The 23232-nt window shown below is 61.4% G+C and carries 25 protein-coding genes; 12 read left to right on the top strand and 13 right to left on the bottom strand.

The window, feature by feature from the left end:
- From WAW39_RS03775 to WAW39_RS03765, 3 genes are all read left to right on the top strand, one after another.
- The coding region (locus WAW39_RS03775) for a c-type cytochrome (protein ID WP_422315926.1) at positions 1-419 on the top strand (419 nt) is incomplete at its 5' end.
- A 4-nt stretch (positions 420-423) separates the two neighbouring features.
- Entirely contained in the window at positions 424-1149 is a 726-nt protein-coding gene (locus WAW39_RS03770; RefSeq protein WP_422315924.1) for an SCO family protein, read from the top strand.
- 26 nt (positions 1150-1175) lie between these two features.
- A complete protein-coding gene (locus WAW39_RS03765; RefSeq protein WP_422315922.1) occupies positions 1176-1493 on the top strand; it encodes a hypothetical protein in 318 nt (105 codons plus the stop codon).
- An 18-nt stretch (positions 1494-1511) separates the two neighbouring features.
- On the opposite strand, the gene WAW39_RS03760 is transcribed toward WAW39_RS03765, so the two are convergent.
- The 4 genes from WAW39_RS03760 to WAW39_RS03745 form a co-directional block, all read right to left on the bottom strand.
- Positions 1512-2036 carry a response regulator transcription factor gene (locus WAW39_RS03760; protein ID WP_422315920.1) on the bottom strand — a complete coding sequence of 175 codons (525 nt, stop codon included), beginning with the start codon at positions 2034-2036 and terminating at the stop codon, positions 1512-1514.
- Positions 2033-3337 (bottom strand): ATP-binding protein, encoded by a 1305-nt coding sequence (locus tag WAW39_RS03755; RefSeq protein ID WP_422315918.1) that lies wholly within the window; start codon positions 3335-3337, stop codon positions 2033-2035. The genes WAW39_RS03760 and WAW39_RS03755 overlap by 4 nt, the downstream gene beginning before the upstream one ends.
- Positions 3338-3408: 71 nt before the next feature.
- Positions 3409-4728 carry a c-type cytochrome gene (locus tag WAW39_RS03750; RefSeq protein WP_422315916.1) on the bottom strand — a complete coding sequence of 440 codons (1320 nt, stop codon included), beginning with the start codon at positions 4726-4728 and terminating at the stop codon, positions 3409-3411.
- Between the two features lie 10 nt (positions 4729-4738).
- The gene (locus WAW39_RS03745) at positions 4739-6193 is read right to left on the bottom strand and encodes a c-type cytochrome (RefSeq protein WP_422315914.1); all 1455 of its coding nucleotides are present in this window, start codon (positions 6191-6193) and stop codon (positions 4739-4741) included.
- A 162-nt stretch (positions 6194-6355) separates the two neighbouring features.
- On the opposite strand from WAW39_RS03745, the gene WAW39_RS03740 reads away from it, so the two are divergent.
- The 9 genes from WAW39_RS03740 (at position 6356) to WAW39_RS03700 (ending at position 15775) form a co-directional block, all read left to right on the top strand.
- Complete coding sequence (locus WAW39_RS03740; RefSeq protein WP_422315912.1) at positions 6356-6778, top strand: hypothetical protein; 423 nt, start codon at positions 6356-6358, stop codon at positions 6776-6778.
- Positions 6779-6894: 116 nt separating this feature from the next.
- A complete protein-coding gene (locus tag WAW39_RS03735; RefSeq protein WP_422315910.1) occupies positions 6895-8994 on the top strand; it encodes a TonB-dependent receptor family protein in 2100 nt (699 codons plus the stop codon).
- A gap of 180 nt (positions 8995-9174) precedes the next feature.
- The gene (locus WAW39_RS03730) at positions 9175-9879 is read left to right on the top strand and encodes a hypothetical protein (RefSeq protein ID WP_422315908.1); all 705 of its coding nucleotides are present in this window, start codon (positions 9175-9177) and stop codon (positions 9877-9879) included.
- Between the two features lie 32 nt (positions 9880-9911).
- On the top strand, positions 9912-11156 hold the full coding sequence (locus WAW39_RS03725; protein WP_422315906.1) for a DUF3142 domain-containing protein: 1245 nt from the start codon (positions 9912-9914) through the stop codon (positions 11154-11156).
- A 43-nt stretch (positions 11157-11199) separates the two neighbouring features.
- A complete protein-coding gene (locus WAW39_RS03720; protein WP_422315905.1) occupies positions 11200-13452 on the top strand; it encodes a hypothetical protein in 2253 nt (750 codons plus the stop codon).
- Positions 13453-13564: 112 nt separating this feature from the next.
- A complete protein-coding gene (locus tag WAW39_RS03715) occupies positions 13565-14050 on the top strand; it encodes a DUF2059 domain-containing protein (RefSeq protein WP_422315903.1) in 486 nt (161 codons plus the stop codon).
- A gap of 44 nt (positions 14051-14094) precedes the next feature.
- Positions 14095-15111, top strand: coding sequence for an exo-alpha-sialidase (locus WAW39_RS03710; RefSeq protein ID WP_422315901.1), 1017 nt, complete (start codon positions 14095-14097; stop codon positions 15109-15111).
- 71 nt (positions 15112-15182) lie between these two features.
- Positions 15183-15458, top strand: coding sequence for an addiction module protein (locus WAW39_RS03705; RefSeq protein WP_422315899.1), 276 nt, complete (start codon positions 15183-15185; stop codon positions 15456-15458).
- Positions 15455-15775, top strand: coding sequence for a type II toxin-antitoxin system RelE/ParE family toxin (locus tag WAW39_RS03700; protein WP_422315897.1), 321 nt, complete (start codon positions 15455-15457; stop codon positions 15773-15775). Before WAW39_RS03705 ends, WAW39_RS03700 begins: the two co-directional genes overlap by 4 nt.
- A gap of 222 nt (positions 15776-15997) precedes the next feature.
- Here WAW39_RS03700 and WAW39_RS03695 read toward each other — a convergent pair whose 3' ends face one another.
- The 9 genes from WAW39_RS03695 to WAW39_RS03655 all read right to left on the bottom strand — a co-directional run bounded on the left by WAW39_RS03695 (position 15998) and on the right by WAW39_RS03655 (position 23174).
- Positions 15998-16630 carry a hypothetical protein gene (locus WAW39_RS03695; RefSeq protein WP_422315895.1) on the bottom strand — a complete coding sequence of 211 codons (633 nt, stop codon included), beginning with the start codon at positions 16628-16630 and terminating at the stop codon, positions 15998-16000.
- Positions 16631-16685: 55 nt separating this feature from the next.
- Positions 16686-17183, bottom strand: coding sequence for a hypothetical protein (locus WAW39_RS03690; RefSeq protein ID WP_422315893.1), 498 nt, complete (start codon positions 17181-17183; stop codon positions 16686-16688).
- 32 nt (positions 17184-17215) lie between these two features.
- Positions 17216-17647, bottom strand: coding sequence for a hypothetical protein (locus tag WAW39_RS03685; protein WP_422315891.1), 432 nt, complete (start codon positions 17645-17647; stop codon positions 17216-17218).
- Positions 17648-17945: 298 nt separating this feature from the next.
- Positions 17946-18935: a Fic family protein gene (locus WAW39_RS03680; RefSeq protein ID WP_422315889.1), complete on the bottom strand. Its 990-nt coding sequence runs from the start codon at positions 18933-18935 to the stop codon at positions 17946-17948.
- Between the two features lie 132 nt (positions 18936-19067).
- Positions 19068-19547 (bottom strand): hypothetical protein, encoded by a 480-nt coding sequence (locus WAW39_RS03675; protein ID WP_422315887.1) that lies wholly within the window; start codon positions 19545-19547, stop codon positions 19068-19070.
- A 180-nt stretch (positions 19548-19727) separates the two neighbouring features.
- Entirely contained in the window at positions 19728-21335 is a 1608-nt protein-coding gene (locus WAW39_RS03670) for a DUF3987 domain-containing protein (RefSeq protein WP_422315885.1), read from the bottom strand.
- 27 nt (positions 21336-21362) lie between these two features.
- Positions 21363-21635, bottom strand: a complete 273-nt coding sequence (locus tag WAW39_RS03665) for a helix-turn-helix domain-containing protein (RefSeq protein ID WP_422315883.1) — start codon at positions 21633-21635, stop codon at positions 21363-21365.
- A gap of 426 nt (positions 21636-22061) precedes the next feature.
- Positions 22062-22283 (bottom strand): hypothetical protein, encoded by a 222-nt coding sequence (locus tag WAW39_RS03660; protein WP_422315881.1) that lies wholly within the window; start codon positions 22281-22283, stop codon positions 22062-22064.
- Between the two features lie 42 nt (positions 22284-22325).
- Positions 22326-23174, bottom strand: a complete 849-nt coding sequence (locus WAW39_RS03655) for a TIR domain-containing protein (protein WP_422315879.1) — start codon at positions 23172-23174, stop codon at positions 22326-22328.
- Positions 23175-23232 lie beyond the last annotated feature (58 nt).

Below are 23232 nucleotides of genomic sequence, written 5' to 3'. Positions count from 1 at the left end.
CTGCTGCAGCCGGCGGAACAGATCTGCTGGCCACCGGCCAGCGCATCTACTCCACCGTGTGCATCGCCTGCCACCAGCCCACGGGGCAGGGGTTGCCGCCCATGTTTCCGCCGCTCGCGGGCTCTGACTGGGTCAACGTGAAAAAACCCGACCGCATGATCCGCATGGTGCTTCACGGTTTCACCGGTCCGTTCACCCTCAACGGCCAGCCATTCACCTCGCCTGCACCGCTGATGCCGCCGCAAGGTGGTGCGCTCAATGATGAGCAGATCGCAGGTGTGCTGACCTATGTGCGCAGCAACTTTGGCAACAAGGCGGGGGCCGTCACGCCCGCAGAGGTCGCCGCGATCCGTGAGACGGAGAAGGCGCGCAGTGCGATGTGGACGGAGGCCGAAATCCTCAAAATCCCCACCGAATAACACGATGCCGGATTCACCTCTTGAGGCATCGCCTCCGGGCATTCGCTACACCTCCGCCGGTGCTGACCTTCGCGTCAGCACCGGCTCCTGGGTGCGCATGGTGCTGGGCATCGGCATGGCCATCGCGGGTGTGGTGGTGCTGGGGCATTATGCCCGGCAGGCGCTCCCGCAGGCACCCCTGCCAGTGGTCACCCAAATCAAAGGTGATCTGGAAGCCACCGAGCGCAGCGGACAGACGGTGAAGCTTTCCGCCCTGCGCGGGAAAGTCACCGTCATGGCCTGTCTGTACACCGTGTGTCCGCATGGATGCGCGGCGGTGGTGGCGCAGATGCAGAAGCTCAATGCCGCCTACCGCACGCGGCCGGATTTCCATCTGGTCTCTCTCGCCGTGGCACCGGAGCGCGACACTTCCGGCTTCCTCAAGGCCTACGCTGAAGGCGTGGGCGCGAGGCCCGAAGATCCCTGGTGGTTCGTGACGGGTGAGCAGCAGCGCATCTGGGACTACATGACCCATGAGCTGCAGCTGCAGGCTCCCGCCGCCATCCCGGAGGAAAAGCGCATCAACCCGCTGGACCTCTACGAGCATGACCTGCGCATGGTCCTCATCGACCGCCAGGGCCGCGTGCGCGGCTACTACGCCGTCTTCCACCCTCAAGCCGAGATCGCCACGCTCATGACTGAAAAGCTCGGTCGTGACGTGCAGCGCCTGCTCGACAACCCCGCTGAATAATCAACGCACCCCACATCTCCAAATCTATGAAACACCTCCTCACACTCCTCCTCAGTCTCATCACCATCGCCTCATGCACCGCCGGAGATCCGGTGACATTCGTCTATCAGGGCGAAGTCGCGGGCATCATGTGCATCCACTGCACGAACAAGGTCGAAGCCGCGATGAAGAAACTCCCCGACGTGCAAAGCGTCAAAATCACGCGCAATGAAAAAGGCGGCCTGCCCAAGCTCGAGATCATCGCGACCAACGCGAGGATCACCCGCGAAGACGCCGTAAAGGCGCTGGGAGACGATGCGAAGATGTATGACATCCGCAGCCTGAAGCTGGTGAAAGCTCCCTGAGTCCGAAGTCCAGCGTCCTCAGCCTGGCGGCTGCTTGCCGAGCTTGCGCTGCAGTGTGCGGCGGTCGATGCCGAGCGCTGCGGCGGCGTGCGAGATGTTACCGCCGCAGTCATGCAGCACGCGCTGGATGTGCTCCCATTCGAGCCTGGCCAGGCTGGGCAGATCACCCGCTGCGGGACGTGCGGAGGAGCCCTCGTGGCCTTCCAAGGCGGCGAGGACTTGATCTGCGCTGGCGGGTTTGAGCAGGTAGTCATCCGCCCCCAGGCGCACGGCCTCCAGAGCGCTTGGGATGCTGCCATAGCCGGTCAGAACGATCAGACGCACCTCCGGCAAAAGTTGCCGCAGCTCGGGGATGAGCGCCATTCCATGGCTGTTGCCAAGACGCATGTCCAGCACGATGCCCTGCGGCATGGCGGCGCGTGCTTCACTCATGGCAGCGGTGGCATTCGCGGCTTGATGCACCTCACAGCCACGCCTTTTCAGCGCCAGCGCCAGCGTGGTGCGAAAGCTTTCGTCGTCTTCAATCAACAGCACCTGCATCATTTCAAAGGAGGGGTGGAAGGTTGCAGCGGCAGCATGAGAGTCACACACGCGCCACCAGCGCTCAAATTTCGCACCTCGACGCCGCCATGCTGCGCCGCCGCGAGACGCCGCACAAAGAACAAGCCCAGCCCCATGCCTGCGCCTTGCTCGCGCGTGCTGCGGAAGGGCTCGCCCCAGTGACGCAGCATCTCCTCGCTGAAGCCCGGACCGTGATCCTGCACGATGAAGCGCACGCTGCCGCCCGCAGCTTCCACCCGCAGCGTTACGGGCAATGAATCCGCAGAGGACAGCAGCGCATTGCGCAGCAGGACCAGCAGTGCCTCGCGCAGGCCCGCGCAGGTGATGCGGGCATCGTGAGCTCCCTGTGTGAGTTTCACCCTCTCGCGTTGCTGCGCTGGCAGATCGTTCAAAGCCTGCGCCACGACATCCGTGACCTCACACACGTCAGCCGATTGTCCCACGGCCTCCTGTCCCAGCTCACGCAAACGCGCCAGCACTTCCTGACAGCGCGCGGCTTCGCGGGCGATGATCTCCGCGACTTCCTGCGTCGGCAGCGCTTTCATCTCTTCCGCCGCCAGCGCGATGGTGCCCAGCGGTGTGGCAAGCTCATGCGCAAAGCCCGTGGCCAAAGCCGCGACGGAGAGGAAGCGGTCGCGGGTCTCCAGTTCGGCACGCAGTCGTGCGCGCTCCTTTTGCAGGCGATGCGAGCGCCGCCGCAAGGACAGAAGCAGTGCGAGAATGAAAATGCCCACAAGCACGATCGCCACGCCACGGCCTTGTTGCAGCAGTGCTTCAGGCACGGCGGAACCGTCCAGCATCCGCAGGGGAAGCGCGTACCGCCACAGCCAGCCGCACCCCAGCGCCATCAGCGCGCCGAGGCTGATCACCGCAGATGAGCGCAGCGCCACCGCAGCGACGGTGAGCTGCACGAGATAGAACAGCGCGAACGGATTTACCAGTCCGCCCGTCCAGTGCAGCAGGAAGGTCAGTGCGAAGGCATCCCACAGCAGCACGTGGAAAAAGCCGCCGCTCAGGTGGCCGCCCAGCACCCGCGTCCACCAGGCCAGCACCGCATTCGAAACCAGCGTGATGCCCACCGCGATCCCGCAGGGCCACCACGGCACGGCCACGCCCAGCTGCTCCACCACCAGCAGCGTCACACTCTGCCCGACGGCCGCCAGCCAGCGCAGCAGCACCAGCAGACGGGATGAAAGCTCCACGCCCACCCACACCTCGCTCAGACCAAGCCAGCGCCGCCAGCCTGGGATGGAGGGTTTGGGATGAGTGGCACTGGCTGGCATAGGCCTTCAAGGTGAACGCCGCGAAGGCTTATGTCCACCCGCTGCGGCGATTTGCCACACCTGTGCCGGCTTCACTGCGCCGCCCTGCCTTTCTCCAGCATCAGCTCGGCGATCTTGCGCAGATTTGCTTCACCCAGATGGATCATGGGCGGCATCTGCGGGAGTTCGGGGCGTTTTTTGCCGGGTGCCTTGGCCCAGGCGACGATGCCGTCAGGATTGCCCGCGTAGATTTGCGCGATCTCCGTGAGCGGCGGCCCAACGAGCTTCACATTCGGCGCGTGGCAGGCGGCGCAGTTCATGAAGAGCTGCTCCGGCGTTTGCTCCACTGGCGGTGCGGCGGCGCGCTGCTGGTTGAAGGCGGCCAGCGCAGCGGCGTAATGCGCCGTGCGCTCTTTGATCTCCGCCTGATGCGGAGCGAGCGCGGCCTGCCGATACACATGCCGCCCGCTGCCCATGCCAAGCACCACGAAACTGAACAGCACACAGATCTGCACGTAGCTGCGGCCAATCCGTTCATCGCCGGACTTCAGCTCACGAAACAGCAGCCACAGCGTGAGCACACCGACCAGCGCACCGGAAACTATGATGATGTAGAGCTGCGTGGTGATGCCCGCCGCCGGCAGCGTGAAGAGCAGCAGCGGCCCGAACACGAACTGCGCAAGGGTCACGTAGGCAGCCACTTTGTAAAAGATGCGGCGCAGCTCCGGCCGCGTGAAGCCCGGGGTGTTCTCGATCTCATGCCCCTCACGGCCAAACCAGCCCGCGAGGAAGAGCCCCGTCATCGCCATGCTCGCGGCGATGAAGTGCAGGTAGCGTGGCAGCACATTGCCAATGCTCAGGCTGGAGAAGAAGCCGCGCACCTTCTCCCACTCCCCGGGAAACAGCATGAGGTTCACATTGGCCAGGAAGATCAGCGGGACGAACAGCAGCAGCAGCGTCGCGCCCAGGCCCACGAGCTGATGCAGCCACTTCCAGCCGCCATGCGACCACGACTCCCACTTGTATTTGTGCAGGTAGGTCAGCAGGAAGGCCACGATGACCAGCGGCACGATCATGAGCCACGCATGCCCCGTGAGCGAGTTCGCTGAATACCACTGCATGGTATACACCAGGTTGATGCACAGCAGCGGCCCGATGCCCATGACCACCGCCAGGCTTTTGTTCACCGTGATCGTCCGGCCGATCGCCGCCGCCAGCCGGTCCCAGCGCGCGTCTTTGCGCCCCAGCCATTCAAAGAATGTGACGAGCACCGAGCCGCCGACCATGAGGTTCACAAACAGGATGTGCACCAGGAAGAAGATGACGAGCAGTACGATCAGCACGCCTTCGGGCAACGGCAGCGGCAGGGGGAGGTCGCGGGGGATGGGGGTGTTGGCTAGAAGAGGTATCATGGTCATGCAATCAGGGTTGGGAGGAGGCGGTCATGGCAGGCGGTGCGGGGGGCGGAGCGACCACCACGCCCGCGCTCTGCGCACCGGGCAGGGACTCACGGGTGGCGCGGACTTGCTGGATGAAGGCCACCAGCGCCGCTGCCTCCTTGTCGTTTCCAGGGAAGGGCGGCATGAAGGTGCGGGTCTGGTGCATGCCTTGGATGAAGAGGGCCATGCCGCCGCTGTCCCAGTCCTTGTCCGCGCCATACATGGCGGTGAATTTTTCGATCACGCCATTGAGACCCGTGGTGCTGTGGCAGCGCGAGCAGGCGAGCATGAAGACGTCCTTGCCGCACTCGACCTTGTTCGCTTCGGTGACCTCGCGGTGCTTCGCATAGGTCGCGTGTTTCAGGAGACCTTCGCTTTGCAGGAAGGCCAGCTCGTCTTTGTGGACGCTATTGGAATACATGTATTCGCCGATGACCCAGGGCTTGCGCATGAACTCGCGGGCGCGTTCAAAATGCCCCAGCAGCCAGATGCCCATGAGGCTGGGAATCAGGAGCGCCCAGCGCGGGATCAGGAAGCTGGTGCCCAGACCGCCGAGGCCGATGAAGGCAAAGACCAGAATCGTCCAGCCGAGCAGGCTTTGAAACTGCCCGTGCCAGCTCATGAACTCCTGCGTGAGCAGCGCCACCGAGCTGTTCGCCTTCATCGTTTCCGGGATGGCGCTCCAATACCAGGTGCCGAACAGATATGTACCCATCAGGCTCACCAGCACCACATGAGACATGCGGTACACCACCCAGCTCCGCAGTTGCCGTGGCCCCGTGCCTTTCTCGTAGCCGCGTTTGTTCTTCGTGAAAAAGAACGTGGCAAACCACACAAAAACCGCCCCCATCATCAGCGCGATGAAGGTGCGGAAGCCGAGCTGCGGTGCGTAGAGCGGATTGGTCATCGCATCCCAGAAGGCGCGTGTTTGATTCCACTCCCCGGGTTTCATCATGAAGCCCAGCACGGCCACGATCAGCGCCATCGTCAGCCAGGACATGAGGCTCAGCGTCATGCCGATCCGGATGTGCTTGCGCTTCTTTTCCGGCGTGTTCGCCTTCTTCCACGTCAAAAACCACCACAGGATCAGCCCCACCTCCGAAATGAACACCAGCCACTCCGCGAACCAGCCCCAGAAGAACACACGCAGCAGCGATCCAATGGCAAACGGTGCAAAGAGCGAGGTGGAAAGCCAGATGCCCACCCCCGTCATGGCCCCGACCGTGGTGGTGACGATGAAGACGATGAACGTGATCTTGTAGGCCAGCTGATCAATGTCCGGCCGGTTGTTCTTGTGCGCCCACCACTCCATCCACGTCAGCAGCGGGTACGCACCCACCGCCAGCGGATGATTGATGAGCACATGCAGGCTGGCGATGAGGCCGATGATGAGCCGGCCACCCGCGAGGTGGTCCATGTAAAACGAAGGAAAGTCCATGCCCACTCATCGCCGCCAAAGGCCTGCTTAAAATGTGGCGAAATGCCGCAGCCATCCGCTCCTCTCTGGGACTGCGGCAATTTGCCGCAGTGGTGGGCGCGCAGGGAAAGTAGGCCCGTGCTTGTCTTGACACGGATACTCCCGCTTCCATAATCGCCCCGCATGTTTCCCGCCGCATCTGCACCTCCACGCCCCTGGCTGCGCCACGCGCAGCGCGGGACGGTGCTGCTGCTGTGCCTGGCGCTGGGTCTGCAATGGGCGCTGCTGCAAGGCATCGCCTGGACGGGGATGTTCATCAGCTTCGCGCGTGAAGGATCGGTGATCGAAGCGGTGGAGAAGACCTTTGACGGGCAGCATGCCTGCGAGCTGTGCAAGAAGGTGAAGAAGGGGACTCAGGACTCCAACAACTCCAGCTCCAGCACGCAGGAAGATGATGCCACGAAGGGGCTGCATGCCGTGCTGGTGAGCCCCACGGTGCTGATTCCTCCCGCCGAAGAGATCCTTTCATTCGCACCGCTGTGCGAAGTGCTGATCAGTCGAAAAGGGATGCCGGAGCCACCACCGCCACGACGCGGGCAGGTCTGAACAAGCAGAGCGGTTTTCCAAAACCGCGTCTCTCCGCCACACGCCGGACTCGGAAGTCCGGCCCACACTCCTGCGCATGCCGCCATCTCTGCGGCTGCCTGTCTCCCGCTTCATTTATGAAACCCTTTTCTATTCTCTTTTCTCTCTCTCTGACCGGCGCTGCGCTCGCACAGCCCGCCACCCCGACACTCCCCCCGATAACGGAACTCAACGAAGTCATCATCACGGCGAAGAAAGATTCGCCTTCACTCACGGTCCCAAGCCTGGAACTCCGCAAGGAGCAGATCGCTGCCTCCACGCCCGGCGGCGCCGGTGTGGTGGACGCGGACTTTTACAAACGCGGCCGTGCCTCCACGCTGAAGGACGCGCTGGACTTCGCGCCCGGCGTGCTGATTCAATCACGCTTCGGCGCGGAGGAGTCGCGCCTTTCCATCCGTGGCTCCGGCCTGCAGCGCACCTTCCATGGTCGCGGCATCTGGTTGATGCAGGACGGCATGCCGCTGAATCTGGCGGACGGCGGCTTTGACATGCAGGCCATCGAGCCGCTGACGGCGAACTACATCGAAGTCTTCCGTGGTGCGAACGCGCTGCAGTACGGCTCCGCCACGCTCGGGGGTGCGATCAACTTCATCTCCAACACGGGCTACACCGCGCCTGCCAGCCAGGCACGCGTGGAGGTCGGCAGCTTCAACACCTACCGCGCGCAGATCTCCTCCGGTTTTGTGAGCGGCAAGACGGATGTGTACGTGAGCATCACCGCCTCCCACACGGACGGATTCCGCGACTGGAGCAAGCAGGAGAGCTTCCGCGCTTTTGCGAACGTCGGCACCAAGATCAGCCCGAACCTGGAGAACCGCCTCTACATCACCTATGTGGACAGCAACTCGCAGCTCCCCGGAAACCTGACCAAGGCGCAGATGCAGGCCAATCCGCAGCAGGCCGCACCGGGTTCCTTCCTCCCCACCGTGCCGGGCGGCGCAGGCTATCAGGAGCGCAACTACCGGCTCTTCCGCCTGGCGGACAAGCTGACCTACAGTGACGGAGACAACACCCTGACGCTGTCCACCTTCTGGTCTTGGAAGGATCTGAATCATCCGATCTTCCAAGTCATTGACCAGCTCAGCAATGACCTCGGCTTTGACCTGCGCTACGAGCACAAGGGCAAACTGCTGGGGCTTGAAAACACCCTGACCGTGGGCACGGGCTTCATGTATGGCGGGACGAATGACAACCGCTTCACCAACATCAATGGCACACGCGGAGCCCAGGTGGCCGCCTACCGGCTGCAGGCCACGAACTTCAACTTCTACTTCCAGGACAAGCTGCAGCTCACCGAGAAGCTCTCCGCGTTTGCCGGAGCCCAGGTGGCCTACGCCTCGCGTGAGCTGGATGAACTGCAGTACTTTCCGGGAAACACATTTAACAACAGCGACCGCCTCGAAGCCTGGGGCTTCAGTCCCAAACTCGGTCTGCTCTACGAGGTGGACCCCAAGACACAGATCTATTTCAACGCGAGCCGCAGCTTTGAACCGCCCACTCTGGGCGAGGCCACACCCGCCGGCACGGGCCTGCTGCAGTTGAAGCCGCAGACCGCCACCACCTTGGAAATCGGCACACGCGGCCAGCGCGACCGTGTGTCCTGGGACTTCAGCTACTATTATGCGTGGGTGGAGCGCGAGCTCCTCGGCCTCGGCTCCCCCATCCTCGCCCCCACGACCACCGTCAATGCCGGCAAGACCATCCACCAGGGCATCGAGTTTGGCCTGAACGTGGACGTGCTGCGCGGCCTCGCGGTTTCATCCGACCGCCTGGTGCTGAACCAAAACTTCCTCTGGAACAACTTCAGCTTCAACAAGGACGCCGCCTATGGCAGCCGCCTGCTGCCGGGCTACTCGCCCGTGTATTACCGCGCGCAGCTTCTCTATGAGCATCCCAGCGGCTTTTACGCCGGCCCCACGCTGGAGTGGTCTCCCTTCCGCTTTGCCGCCGACCTGGCACGCACCACCTTTGCAGACCCGTATGCCCTGCTGGGCCTGAAGTTCGGCTACCGCACCAAGAAGGGCCTGTCCTTCTATGTGGAGGCGCGCAACCTCACCGACGAAATCTACAGCCCCACCGTCAACGTGGTGAAGAACGCCACCGCAGCAGGCAGCACCGCCGTCTTCCTCCCCGGCGACGGCCGCAGCTTCTACGGCGGCATCGAGTGGAAGTGGTGAGCGTGTGAATGACGAAGCACGTTTACCAACCGCGCGTGAGCGTTTTGGAGTGCGCCGGTCCTCCGGCGCTTTCGAACGTTCTATAGCCTGCGAAAAGCTCCAGAGGACTGGAGCACTCCAGGACGCTCACGCGACATTTCATCCCGCAACACCCACCGTTCACACCCCTCCCTACACCTCATGAACTCCCGCCTCATCCGCAAACTCCACCGCTGGCTCGGCCTGCTCTTCAGTGTCTCCGTGCTCATGGCCTCCGGCAGCGGCGTCCTGCACAACGTCATGACGCGCACCCAGGCCGCACCTCCGCAGGCGAAACCCTCCGGCGGCGGCATGGATGTGAACGCGATCAAAGTCAGCGTGGCTGAAGCCGTGGCCAAACTGGCCGAAGAAAAACCCGAGGTGCAGGCAGTGAATCTGCGCGGCATCGGCGGCCAGCCTTGGTACCAGATTTACACCACCACCTCACGGGCACCACAGTACGTCAGTGCCGTGGATGGCAAGGTGGACCCCGCCATGGATGAAGCCTACGCTGCGGAGATCGCGACGAAATTCCTCGCCGGAGCCGAGGTGAAAAAGACGGACTTCCTCACCGCCTTCAACAGCGAGTACATCAACATCTTCCGCATCCTGCCCGTGTACCGCTTTGATGCCGGCGATGCGCTGGACACCCGCGTCTATGTCTCCACCACCACCGGCAGCGTCACGCGCCACACCGACAAGCAGCGCCAGTTTGAAGCCACCGTGTTCACGAACTTCCACAAGCTCGGCTTCATCCCCAACAAGGACACCCGCGACCTCGTGCTCACCGTGGTGACCTTCGGCATCTTCCTCGTCGCCTGCCTCGGCATCGCGCTGTTCTTTGCCACGCGGCCGAAGAAACGATGAGAGTTCCCGCGCGGCTGAGTATAAAATAACGCATGCGCCGCCGCCTCCTGCTCCTCACTCTGCTGCTGCTCGCAGCTTGCGGCCGTGAGGTGAGGCAGACACCCCTGCCGGCACAGGCCTACGTGTGGCAGCGGGCCTGGACGCCGGAGGTGTCAGCGGCGGTGCGTGCTTCCAAGTTCGAGGCCCTGCATGTGCTCGCCGCCGAGTTCAGCTTCAAAAATGACAAGCCCGAGATCACGGTCATCACTCCTGACTGGCGGGCGCTGGGAGATGCAGGCAGGCCGATCAGCGCGGTGCTGCGGGTGCATGCTTCCGTGGGGAAAAACGGCTGGAACGAGGCGCTGATCCAGGAGATGCGTCGGCTGTGCACAGACACCGTCTCGCGCTTCAAAGCCGGTGGCGTGAACGTGGCCGAACTTCAGCTCGACTATGACTGCGCGGAATCACGGCTGGCGGACTACACGCGGCTGCTGGGCGCTTTGCACATGGACGTTCCCCTCTGCATCACCGCTCTGCCTGCATGGCTGCGGCACGACTCGGCGAAGAATCTGCTGCGCCTCTCTCCCGGTTATATCCTTCAGGTGCACTCTCTGCACCTGCCGAAAAACGGTGGCCTGACGGGCCTCATGGATATGCATGAAACGCAGGCAGCAGTGGCGCGCGCGGTGGAGATCGGCGTGCCGTTCCGCGTCGCGCTGCCGACTTACTCATGCGTGGTGGAATTTGCGGACGATGGCCGCGTGCGCGAAGTGCACGGCGAAGACATGCCCGCCGGCATTGCGCTCAGCGCACGAAGCTATGCGGTGCTCGATTCAGATGCGTACGCTTTGTCGGCGCTCGTGGCGGACTGGCGCGCCCATGCCTCCCCGCTCATGCAGGCCATCATCTGGTATCGTCTGCCAGTCCGTGGTGACCGCCTGAACTGGTCCGCAGGACTGCTGGACAAAGTGGCGGCTGGCGAAACCCTCAAGCGTGGCTGGGTGGCGGCGGTCCGTCCCGACAAAGAAGGCCACTGTGAAATCATCCTGCAACAAAAGGGCGAGGCGCCGGATGATCTGCCGCGTGAGGTGCTGGTCTCATGGCAGGGTGGCGAGGCCGAGGGCTGCGACGGCCTGCGTGGCTACAAGGTCACGAAGCAGGCAGCCGGGAGCCTGACGCTGAGGCTGGAGCAACCGGCACGCTTTGGCCGCGTGCAGCGAGGGCAGCAGATCGTGGCCGGGTGGCTGCGCCTGCCGGAGGGGCCGGAGGTGAAAATGGCGGCCCGCCTAATTCCTTGAAAAAGTCCTTAGCGTTTTTCATTAACGGACTAAAAATGCCGCCATGACTCTGCGCCCCACTTCGGGCCATGGCTGGCTTTGCGCTTCGACGCTGCTCGGCACCGTCGCCGTCCTTGCCTGCGGCCCCTTTTTTCCTGAAAACGCCCTCGATCAGCCACGCGGCATCCTGCGGCCGCCCTTGTTTCATTTCCAAAGTGAAATGAAGCAGACGGCGCTGCCGCCTGATGTCCGCGTGATGAATCCGCCGGGCACACCCGCCTTCACCCTCGATCTCGAAATGGAGGAGCTGAAGCAGATCATGGCAGGACAGCCCATGGATGAGGCCTGGTTCGGAAGCTACCGGGAACTGCGGCGCGCGATGCTGCATGACGGCGACCGCTCGGAGCACAGCATGCGTCCCAAAGATGACATGGCACGACCGCCATGGTCCAAGGTGAAACAAGATCTTGCCAAGATCATCGCTCCTCTGCCGGAGGACATGCGGCTCTATCTGCAAGGTGCGGCGGCGCGTCTGGATGCGAAGGACCTGACCGTGGATGACCCCTTCAAAACAGCGCGCGAATTCTGGCTGCAACTGCTCGCGCTGCCGGCAGAAAAGCGCGCCAACCGCAGCACCTGGGCCGCATGGATGCTCTTCCGCACCACGCCGCATGATGAGCAGGGCCGCTGGCTGGCCGAGACGCGCAGGCTGGCGCGCGCGGGATTCAAAGACTGCCTGCATCTGGGCATCGAGGCCGCCTACATTCTCGGCAGGCAGGGCAGCGACTATGCGGAAGCTTCCGAGGTGAAAGCCGCCGAGTGGAAGCGTGCCGCCATGCTGCGCGCTCCGCTGGGCCTCAGCCATGCGGAAGACCGCCTGCGGCATGACCGGCGCCTGCTCGTGGACTGGAGCGAGGACTTTGCGCGCGAAGTCCTGGCGGCCCCCTTTCTCCGGCGTGTGCAAATGCTCCAGCTCATCGAAAGCATGGAGTCTCTCGGCGGCTGGTCGACGGGCCAGCCACAGAAGCCTTTGATCGACGACAATCTGCAGCAGTGGCTGGCGTCTTTTGAAAAAGCAGGAGTCACCGACCAGCAGGAGGCCGTGCTGCTGGCCTGGATCACTTACAATGCCGCCCGCTTTGACGAGGCCCGCCGCTGGCTGGCACTGGCGCCTGCCGAGGATGTGAACGCCCTGGCCCTGCGTGGCAAGCTGGCCGCGCTGCGAGGAAACCGCCAGGAGGCCCAGAAGGCTCTCACACGCATGGCCACCAAGCTGCCCACGCCTGAACCCGCTGCGCGCAGATCTTGGGAACGCGAACAGCAAAACGAATGGTACCCCCTCAGCAGCGCGAATTACGCCGCCGTTCGCACGCACAAGCTTCTCGCGGATTGCGGTGTGGCGCAGGTGGCCCGCAATGACTTTGCCGGCGCCCTGCAAACTTTTCTGCGCACCGATTACTGGAGTGATGCCGCCTACATCGCCGAGCGGCTGCTGTCCGTGGAGGAGCTGCTCGCGCTCTCACACCGTGGCAAGATCAAGCCGCTGAAAAAAATGAGTGTGCCGGATGCTGAGCCTCGGACAGGGCCGCTGAGCATTGGCTTTCTGGAAACGAAGTACGGTGGGTGGATGGAGCCAGATGGGATGGACCGCTTCACCTATCTCGTGGCACGCCGGCTGGCCCGCGAAGGCTTGATCAAAGAAGCCTGCAAGCTGCTGCCGGCGGATCTCGAACGCGCGCTGCTGCGCTTCGATGCCGAACGACGCCGCTCCAAAGACGCACGCCTGACTGCCGCAGAGCGCGGACGCGCGCTGTGGACGGCGGCACAGATCGAGCGCAGACTCGGCATGGAATTGTTTGGCTATGAGGATGCTCCGGACTTCACGCTGTGCGGAGGTTTGTTCCATCTGGACTCTTTCCACGAGCGGCGGAAGTCGCCCCTGTGGCGCTCCAGGTGGGAGGATGCACCGCAGACACCCGAGGAGGCGCTGAAATTCACACCCATGCTCCCCGCCACGGCGGACGAGCTCTGGAGCCTGCGCCACTACAGCCCGCCTTTCGAGCAGCGCTTTCACTACCGCTACGTCGCGGCTGATCTCGCCTGGCGTGCGGCGCGCCTCATGCCGGATGACCAAGAAGAAACCGCCCTCGTGCTCGCCACCGCCGGCAACTGGCTGAAAAATCGGGACAACAAATCCGCCGATCGTTTCTACAAGGCCCTGGTAAACCGCAATCCCTCCGTGCCTATGGCCCAGGAGGCAGATCAAAAGCGCTGGCTTCCGGAAATGGACTGGCGCTTTGATCTTACCCTGGAATGAAGCGCTGGAGATCGTTCCAGTGCCACGCGGCCAAAGAAACGTTGAATTACAAACGCGCTGTATTTTTGCCCTTCCTGTTTTTCAAGGGATCGGTTAAACACTCCTACTACCCATGAAAAATATCCTGATCCTCGCCACCTTCGCTCTCTGTCTCACCACTGCACGTGCTGACTTGACCCCCTCCCACCAGGCCTCCATCGAAAAACTGGTGGTCGCCCTTCAGGTGCAAAAACAGTTCGAGAGCAACCTCATCCTGGGATTTGAAGCCGGCATGGGCGTCACCTCGGATCAAATCAAAGCCATGCCCCCGGAGATGCAGCAGAAGTTCGCCGCAGCCATCGAGAAGGTGAAGACCGCCATCCTTGAGCTGATGGGCTGGGAAAAACTCAAGCCCGATGTCGTGGCGATCTATGGCAAAAATTTCACCGAGCAGGAGGCGAAGGACGTCACTGCGCTGATGGAATCGCCCGCCGGCCAGCTGCTTCTCAGCAAGCAGCTCAAGGTGACTGCCGACCTGATGAAGGTGACCCAGGAGAAGATGAAAGTTTTGCAGCCGAAGATCATGGAGATCATGCAGGCAGAGATGACCAAGCAATAAGACAGACCCGGCTGCGTACGTTTAACGTTGACGTTTCCTTCGCCATGATCTCACGCCTGCTTTCCCTTCCTGCCGCCACCCTTCTGTCCCTTGCCAGCGCCAGCCTGCTGCATGCGCAGGCCCCCACGGCGGAGCTGGTCTCCGTGGAAAAAATCTCGGACAAAGCCCCGCACAACGGCGCCACCGACCTCACTCGCTTTCAGAACCTCTTCTACTGCTGCTTCCGGGAGGCCGACTCCCCCACCAAAGGCGAGGGCGTCATCCACACCCTCATCTCCTCCAATGGCAAGGTCTGGGTGGACAACGTCACCCTCAACGAGCCCGGCGTGGATCTGCGCGATCCGAAGCTCATCGTCACGCCCGATGAAAAACGCCTCTACCTCCTCTGCGGCGGCGACTCCGCCACCCTGGGCCGCCAGACACGCTATGCCACCTCCATGGACGGCAAGGTCTGGACCCCGCTGCAGAAGCTCCTGTCCAAAGGCGACTGGCTCTGGCGTGCCACCATCAATCCGGCGGACAAACGCTTCTACGGCGTCAGCTTCAACATCCATCCCAACACCGGCGGCCCTGCGCCTGAGAAGGAGTGGTCGCTCAAAACCTACGCTAGCACGGACGGCAGCGTGTGGCAGCTCTCCTCCCTCATGAACGTGCCCGGCCAGCCCGGAGAAACCACGCTGCGCTTCCTCAAAGACGGCACCGCCCTCGCCCTCATCGCCCGTCAGGGCGGCGACCGCAAAGGCGTGATCGGCAAAGCTCAGGCCCCGTACCGCGACTGGACCTACGCCGCCACCGGCCTGCCCCTCGGCGGCCCGAACTTCATCGAACTGCCCGACGGCAAGCTCATCGCCGGCTCCCGTGGTTTCGGCAAAACCCCCGGCGCCCACATGGTCCTCTTCGCCATGACCCCCACCAGCCTCACCCCCATCCTGGAACTCCCCAGCGGCGGCGACTGCAGCTACCCCGGCCTCTACTGGCACGACGACCTCCTGCACGTGACCTATTACTCCAGCCACGAAGGCAAGCCCGCGATCTATTATGCGCGGGTGAAGGTGAAGTAGGAGGGGAAATGACGACGGCCCGGCTCAGATCCCCTCTCGACAACCGCACTCGAAAACATTACTTTTCGGCCATGAGCCAAACGCTGGATCACATCAAGCAGGAGATCAAAACGCTCCGGCCTGCCGAGCGTTTTGATTTGTGGCGCGATCTGGCCCAGGAGTTTGAGCAGCCGGTGGCCGAGAATGACGATGAAGAATCGGTCGATGCAGCTTGGGATACAGAAATTGATGCTCGTGTGAAGGAGATCGAGGAGGGCAAGGTGGAACTCGTCTCCGCTGACGAAGCCATTGCGCGCATCCGCTCCAAGCTTGCGGCTCGTCGGGCCGATCTTACGTCAGCGGCATGAAGCCGCCGGCCATGCATCCCGCCGCCGAGCGGGAATTGGATGAAGTCACCGATTACTACGCGGCGATTGACCCGGACCTGGCCGATGCCTTCGTGAATAGCTTTGAGTCCTACAAGACCCAAATGACGCAACACCCTCTGCATTTCAGCAGACGCAAAGGACTCGTACGCCGGGCCAATCTGGCACCGCAGTTCGGCGAATATTATCTGCCGTTCATAATCTGGCAGGATCGCGTGGTCATCCTCGCCGTCGCGCACGCCAAGCGCCGCCCGTATTACTGGCGAAAGCGCATCCGCGAATCAAAAGAAATGTTCTGATTCAAACTTCCGCGGGACTGCGGCCACCTCACACCCATCCTCGAACTCCCCAGCGGCGGCGACTGCAGCTACCCCTGCCTCTACTGGCACGACGACGAACTTCACGTGAACTATTACTCCAGCCACGAAGGCAAGCCCGCGATCTACTATGCGCGGGTGAAGGTGAAGTGAGTGAGTGAAGGCGACGACGAGAGATCGGTCGAAGCCGCGTGGGATGCCGAGTCAGGAATGCAAACGAGGCGGAGGCAGTTCCTCGCCGATAAAGGCAGAGACAGCCTGCTGCATCTCCGGCGTATAGGCACCCTTGACGCGTCCTGGAAAGGCTCGGACCAGCTGGGAGACGGCATGCGCAAACTGCCTGGGCACGTGCTGATTGTGCAGCTTGCGAAAGTAGAGCGGATTTGGCAGTGACTCCCATGCATTGGTTTCATACGGGGCGAACCCGGTGCGAACGAGCCCCTTCAATCCATTGTGATGCCAGGCAATTGTTCGGGTGTCGTGATCAACGACCTCGAGATGTACATTATCTAGTGGATCCGTATCGCTGTAATCCAACAGGACCAGAGGAGCGCTTTGCGGCGTAAAAGCCGACAGCAAGGCCGCAGGATTGAAGACAAAACCCGGAAAATAAAACACCTTTTCCGGATCATGGATCCATATGGACCACTCAAGGCACAGTTCCAAACTGAAGCTGTCATCCGGAGGTATCGTTCCAGAACCCTGAGTTTTCAGAGACGCTTCAAAACGGAGGCTGGCAACAAACGGCGGTGGTTTCACGACATGGAGCTCGGTTGGTATGCGAAAGTCTCGGCTCAGGCAGCAGCAGACGCAAACACCACCGATGGCGGCATACATGCCAAACAATCTGCTGATTACGAGATTTGTCAGCAGCTTTCGAAGCGGCAAAATATCATCTGCTCTCATCGGTCTCTGAAGCAGGTGCTGGGACGTCGTCGTCCTCATGCACAAACAGCTCATCAGAGCCGAGGTAATCGTAGAACAGTTCTCTCGAACATTCAGGGCAGCAAAAACCCAGTGGCCTGCCGGGTTCGATGGAAAAGGCACCCTTGGCCCTGGCTTCCTGGATGAACTGAGAGCAGGATTGGGTGTGCGCTGCAAAGGCCAGCGAGGAGGCCTTCTTGCCAATCTGAACGCCGCACACCGGGCAGGCCTGAGCGGCCAAATGGCGCAATCCCAACCAACGCTGCAGCCGGGCCGATGACCAGTATCCGAAAACCAGAAAAGAGATCACGGCCCCTTCCATGCACAGCACCTTCATCCAACCACCCAAGGTGAACCATCCTACAACTCCAAGAGCCATGGCCATGAACCAGAGGCTGACCGAGTTCCGGAGCCGATCACCACGCCACAACAACGGCAGAGAAAAAGCGCGAAGTGTCTGCTTCATGGGCTGCGATTGATATGCCGCTTAGAGCCTCGTTATGATTGGCTAAGAAGTTGAAATTCCAGCGAGGCAGGCGACTCAAAACTTCCTTCGAATCTGCATAACGAATCATGCCCGGCAAGAAATCCAAAATTCGCCGCATAGTAGATCACGTGCGCATCTCCGACAGGCACGGGCAATGAGAAGGTAAACACAGCGTGGCGGCGGGAATCGCGCGTGCGCGTTGAATAACGGGAAAACAACAGCTCAAACACAGCTCGCTCGGTGCGGTTGGCGAGGGGGTCGAGGGAAAAGAAGGACGTCAGATCCGTGCCTTCGTCCTGCGAAGCCAGCAGGCAGCGGATTGAAAAATGAGGCTCGTCCGAAAAGCCGTGCAATCGATGCCTCAGCGCCTCGGCAGAAATGGAGCGACGATAAACTTCCATGCGCGGAGCAGTGGCCGCATCAGGCCGGTTTATTTCCGACATGACGATCTGCTCAAGAATATTGAATGAGTCAAAGCTGATGTTGCGAAGGGCTGCTGGCCAGGCCTGAGCATGGGATGCGAGACCTTTTTGTCGAGTGCCAATGGCTCACGCTCTCAGAGAAATACACACCAGCCATTCTTCTGACCGTTTCACTCGAGATGACCGACCAGCTGACTTGACTAAGCGCGTGATTCCAGTCTGCCGCCAGCGTGCGGCAACTCCCCTCCCGGCGAAACCTCGCCACAAAAAGCGTCAAGGTGTTGTCAGACCTGCGCACTGGACACAAACCACCTTCCTCTCAAACCCCTCTGCGCCGGTACTTCTGCAGCCGGCTGTTTGGCTTGTCTGGCAAAGTTCGTTCGATCAACCCGGCATCAAGCGCGGGCTGGAGGTAGTTCTTGCGGAACGTGGGCCGGTGGGAGAGGCCCAGCTTTTTCATGCATTCCAGTGCGCTGGCTGGCTTCGTTCCCAGGCACTTGAGCAGGGCTTTGACTTGGTCGGTGACTTGATCGCTGACTTGGTCGGTTGCGGCTGCTTCGCGCAGGGCCTGCAGCAGCGCAGAGAGGAGGAATTCGATGAACAGCGTGGAGTGCCCCTGCTTGTCGGACGCGGCCAGTGCGCGGTAATACTCGGCCTGGCGTTCACGGATCACCGTCTCCACCGGCAGGTAGGCGAGCAGCGGGTGCCACTGGCTCAGGATGAGAGTTTGCCAGAGCCGCCCCATGCGGCCATTGCCATCGGCAAAGGGGTGGATGAATTCCAGCTCGTAGTGGAAGACACAGCTTGAGATCAGGGGATGGGCATCGGTGCGTTTGAGCCAGCCGAGCAGATCCTTCATCAAGCCGGGCACCCGCGCCGCAGGCGGGGCCATGTGCACAATCTGCGTTCCTTGAGCGATGCCCACTCCGCCCCGCCGGTAGCGGCCTGCGGAGTCTACCAGCCCCTTCATCAGGAGCTGATGCGCGGCGAGGAAGTGCTTCTCCGCCCAGGGCTTCCAGCCCTCCATGGCCTCATAGGCTGCAAAGGCATTGCGCACCTCCTGGATCTCCTGCGGCGGCCCCAGCACGCGCCTGCCTGCGATCACCGCCGTGACCTGCTCCAGGCTCAGGCTGTTGTTCTCGATGGCGAGGGAGGCCTGGATGCTTCTCAAACGATTCCCCCTGCGCAAAGCGGGGGCCATCGGCGACTCCGCGCGCAGCCCCTGCCGACCCATCTCCGCACTGATCTCCGCCACGAAGTGCAGCATCTTCGAGGTCAGCGTGAAGGGAGGTGTGTAGCTGGATGGCATGGCAAAGCTCAGGCGGCACGACCGCAAGAGCCGGTGGGAGAGTCAGGGATGCAGGGAGTTTCTGCCAGCACAATCATGCCCAATGCCTGACGCATGCTGGCTGGCCTCTTTCCCGCAGCTCATGTTCTATAGTTATCTCGAAGCGTACTTTCTCAGCCCTTCATACGGCGACTCGGGTTCGTGATTCGAGTTGGGTGAGCGTGGCGTGAGCAGGGAGACCTCAATGCCCACCTCCTTGTCCTCGTGATGGATGCGCAGGTACAGGGTGTCGTCTCCGCCGCCCCAGACGGCGACTCTCTCCCCGATGGCAAAGAGGGGATAGGACTCCTGCATCCAGTGCCCGTCAAAGGTGGGTGCGCCGAGAATGGCGGTGATTTCACCGCGCCTCTTCTCAAAGTGCTTTTCATAAGCCGCATAGACGGAATCAAACTGGCTGCCTTCGCTCCAAAACCCCCGGGACACGGCAAACACCATGTCTGTTTCAGGCGCCTGGCGCAGGCTGTTGATGGCATCCGCAGCGGAGATCGGATTGTAGAAAGCGTTGTGTGGAAGAGGCCCGGGGGAGCGAAGAAGAAGGGCGATGCCGACCAGGCACGCGATGCCAAGGATCATCCAAAAAAGAGGTTGGTTGCTCATTCATTCCAAGGTCCGCGAGAGTTGGAAAAAAGCTGCTGGAAAAAGAGGCCGCGATGTCCGGCCTCTTTTCACCAGCCCACTTTCCCCCCGCCGCCGGCGGGGCGGGGGGAAACTTCCGCAACTTCCACATCTTCTGCGGGGGGGTGTACGTGCACGTCAGTCCCAGGTGAATGTGTAGGTGGTGCATCTGCCCACCTTGGAGCGGATGCGGCAGTGGCCTTGCTTCACGAGCTGGGGGAGGATCTCGCCGTAGAGGCGGGAGACGGTGAGGGCACCCTGGCGGCCTGGATTGGCGGCAAAGCGGCGGGTCAGCTCCGTGCGGGTGTAGTCCGCGCTGCGCTGGCCGGGGTGGTCTCCGCTGATTTGAGACATCAGCCACTCCCCGGTGTCCGCCACCAGGACACGCCGGCTCTGGGCCTCCAGCTCCACGAGGGCGTCCAGGCAGGCGTCCTGATGCGCTTCGGCGAGGGCGAGCACATCCTGGGTGATGAGGTAAGGATTTTCAATGCTGCCCCTGGCCCACCGGCAGGCCTGGAAGATGACGGCCAGCTTGAGACAGCGGGCCGGGGATTCATTGAGGCTGGAGAGCAGGCTCTCCTCTCCGCTGGTGTATCCTGGTATTTGCTTGCAGCGCTCGCGGTTGCGCTTCTGCAGGCTGATCCAGTACTCCCGTGCCTCCTGGGTGAAGCTGTTCGCGCCCACCACGCCTTGAAGGTCGGACAGCTTGCGAAACTGCTCTGCCAGTTCGTCGAGTGCGGCACCTTCCAGGCTGCGCGGCCACCAGATCTCCCGTGCCTGCTGGCTGGCGAGGTAGAAGCCGAAGCGGCGGCGCAGCCCGCTGCCCGCCTCCAGATTGTCCAGCCGTGCCACCCCATAGGTGGCTCCAATGCAGAGGCTCAGCGTGGCCTGCGGGATGTGGCGCTCTGAGCTGCCGCCTTCGTGCAGCTTGCGCTCCCGCAGGTAGTTCTGGGTCCAGGGTGCACCATCGTAGAGTTTCAAATACCTGGCAGACACCTCCTTGCCGTGGGCGCTGGTCTCCCAGGTGCGCAGCAGGGTGTTGCCCTCATCCTCAAACTGCATCCGGTGGGGCTGCTGCTCAAAGCTGTCAAACAGCGCGGAGTCGCTCGCATTGCCATACAGCAGATCACTGCTCATGAGGATCTTCTGGGCGATCTTTTCCGCCGGCTTGAACGTGGTGCTCTTGCGCAGCCCGGCGGGCGTGGCGATGAAGTTGTACATGGTCAGCGGCTTGCTGCCGCCAAAGTCCAGCGTGACAGCGGGCGTCAGCAGTCTGCCACACAGGGAAAGGATGGGTGCCAGGATGAGGCCGTCCGGCAGCTCCGAGACCTTTCGCACGAAGTCGCGGTAGTCCGCCAGGATGGAATCCTCCGGGATGGGGTGCTCCCGCGTACACCCCCCCGCAGAAGATGTTGAAGTTGCGGAAGTTTCCCCACTGGCAGCCGCTGCGTGCACATACCCCCCCGAGGAAATTGGGGAGATTGGGGAGGTTTCTCCGCTGGTGGGTCCTGTGTGGGTAGAGCCTCCCGTGGAAGATGTGGAAGTCTCTCCGCTGCTTGGCGCGGGTGGGGGCTTCGGTTTGTCTGCGGGCGGCTGGGGCTTGTACCAGTCGGGGACGGGAGCGTTCACGGGACGCAGATAGCTCGTCCAGTCGGCGGAGGGCCGGAAGGCTGGGCGGGCTTGCAGCTCAGCGGTGCCATCTGTGAGGGAGCCGGGTTTGGGATTGGAATTGGAATCAGAGTTCATGATCTGAAGAGGGGAGGGGTGAAGGGTTCAGCGTTTGATGATGCGTGTGCTCTCAGGGGAGGGGACGACGGCCTGCTCATGCTGCTGCAGCGCGGCGAGGACCTTGTGAAACTCAAAGCGGCAGAAGCCGCGCACCTTGATCATGGGCACCGTTTTGTGGCGGATCCAGGTGTGCAGGGTGCGGCGGGAGATGCCCAGCCTGCGCGCAAGCTGATCCTGCGTGAGCAGCTCCCCGGAGGCTGCGGCGGCGGTAGAAGACGTCTGTGGAGGAAGAGGGGTGGTGGTGGTGATGGAGTTCATGATGATGATGATTTCTGAGCATGTCTGTTTTCCAACGTTTGGTATTTAGTGGTGTTTCGTGGTAGCATGCGGGCGCGCCGGGGCATGGAAATGCCGGAGAAGCGCGGAGACCGCGTGCGGTGGTGGTCTTGGTGCGTGGTGGGCCGGAAGCCGTCGGCGGCTTCAGCGTCTTGCGCGGGTTGCGATGCCAGAGTTCTTCACTGCTGCTTCGCTGTCATCTCTGCAGCAGGCCGCGTTCTTCACGCCGGCCCTTCATCAGGAATGGAAACAGACTTGGGCCCGTTTTTCAAATGTCAACGACGATTGCTGAGAAAAAATGCATTTCATCGCAGAAAGCGTTGAATCATGGTAGGTACTGCCAGCTCGCGCGGCGGGGTCGGGCGTGTTTCCTGCAGGATGAGGATCAAGCCGCTGCGGGGGTGCCAATCAAACGCGGGGCTTCGGTGTCAGTGGCACTTCCCACACCAGTGCACGTCCCGTGCCCTTGCGCCGCACCAGCCCGATCTCCTCCTCCAGCCTGCGCGTCCACTCCGGGCATGGCCGCTCATAAGGCAGGGCGAGCGTCTCCCTCAACTCCACCCACGTCGCCCCCTGGCGCTTCCGTTTCAGGTGCTGCTGGATGGCGGCTTTGAACTCGGTGTAGTGCATGGCGGAGGGGGGGCTTGAACTTTCAGACACAAACTTGGTGTTCTAACCATTTTCATTGCTGAAATCAGAATCGCCACTGGGCCGAATCCAATAACGAAACCGAAGCTCGTTCGAAGGATCTCCACGGCTCATAACTTCTATGGACTCGATGCGTAATAGAGCAAAAAAACCTTTACTGTTCTGTAGAACCACAAACTGTCCCACTGCGGGGCGGCGAGTTCTAGATGTGAAATCCAAGGTAGAGACATCACTAAGCGCTTTAAATTCGAACTCTTTTGGAACCTCCGCTACACCTCTGATTGAAGGTGCATCGTTGTAGCAGTAAATACTTTGATTGGCAGCTCCACCCCATCTGGACTCGAATGTCAAATCGCCATGTCCCAACTCAAATCTTCCATCATGGGAGCAGTGATCGAATACCACATGTCCACACAACGCCGGACTATGTGGTGCGGGCACCGCGTTCGCCTTGGACAAAATGATTGGTCGTCCGAGCTTTTCTAAAATTTTGCTCGCCAAAATTTCCGGAGAAATGCGCCGAGCATCGAGATAACTGACTGTTGGGAGTAAGCCTTCAACAATAGTGTCGTCAAATCGCACAGGGAGAATATATTCGCCTTTCTCAATCAGAGCACGTGATTGAGCTGACCGCCTTTCGTGGTTTGTCCATACTTTATCGGCATAATGATGCGATATGAACATGACCACGTACCGTTGTGCTTCCGAGTAAACCATACTCAGGTGAGTGTACAGGTCTTTACCCCAAAGATCGACGGCATTGTAATCGTCGTAAAAGAACGATACTTTATGGTTCTGGAGAAATCGCGCGACCATCTCGACATATGCGCGATCTTCCCCCGCAAAAGAGAGAGCTACTTCGTGGTTTGACATGGCAGTTGCAGGCATAGTATTTGACTATCGGCAAAACAATCAAAGCCATGATTGGCGC

Source organism: Prosthecobacter sp. (assembly GCF_049294395.1).
Taxonomy (GTDB): domain Bacteria; phylum Verrucomicrobiota; class Verrucomicrobiia; order Verrucomicrobiales; family Verrucomicrobiaceae; genus Prosthecobacter.
This window is presented reverse-complemented; position numbering and strand designations above follow the sequence as displayed.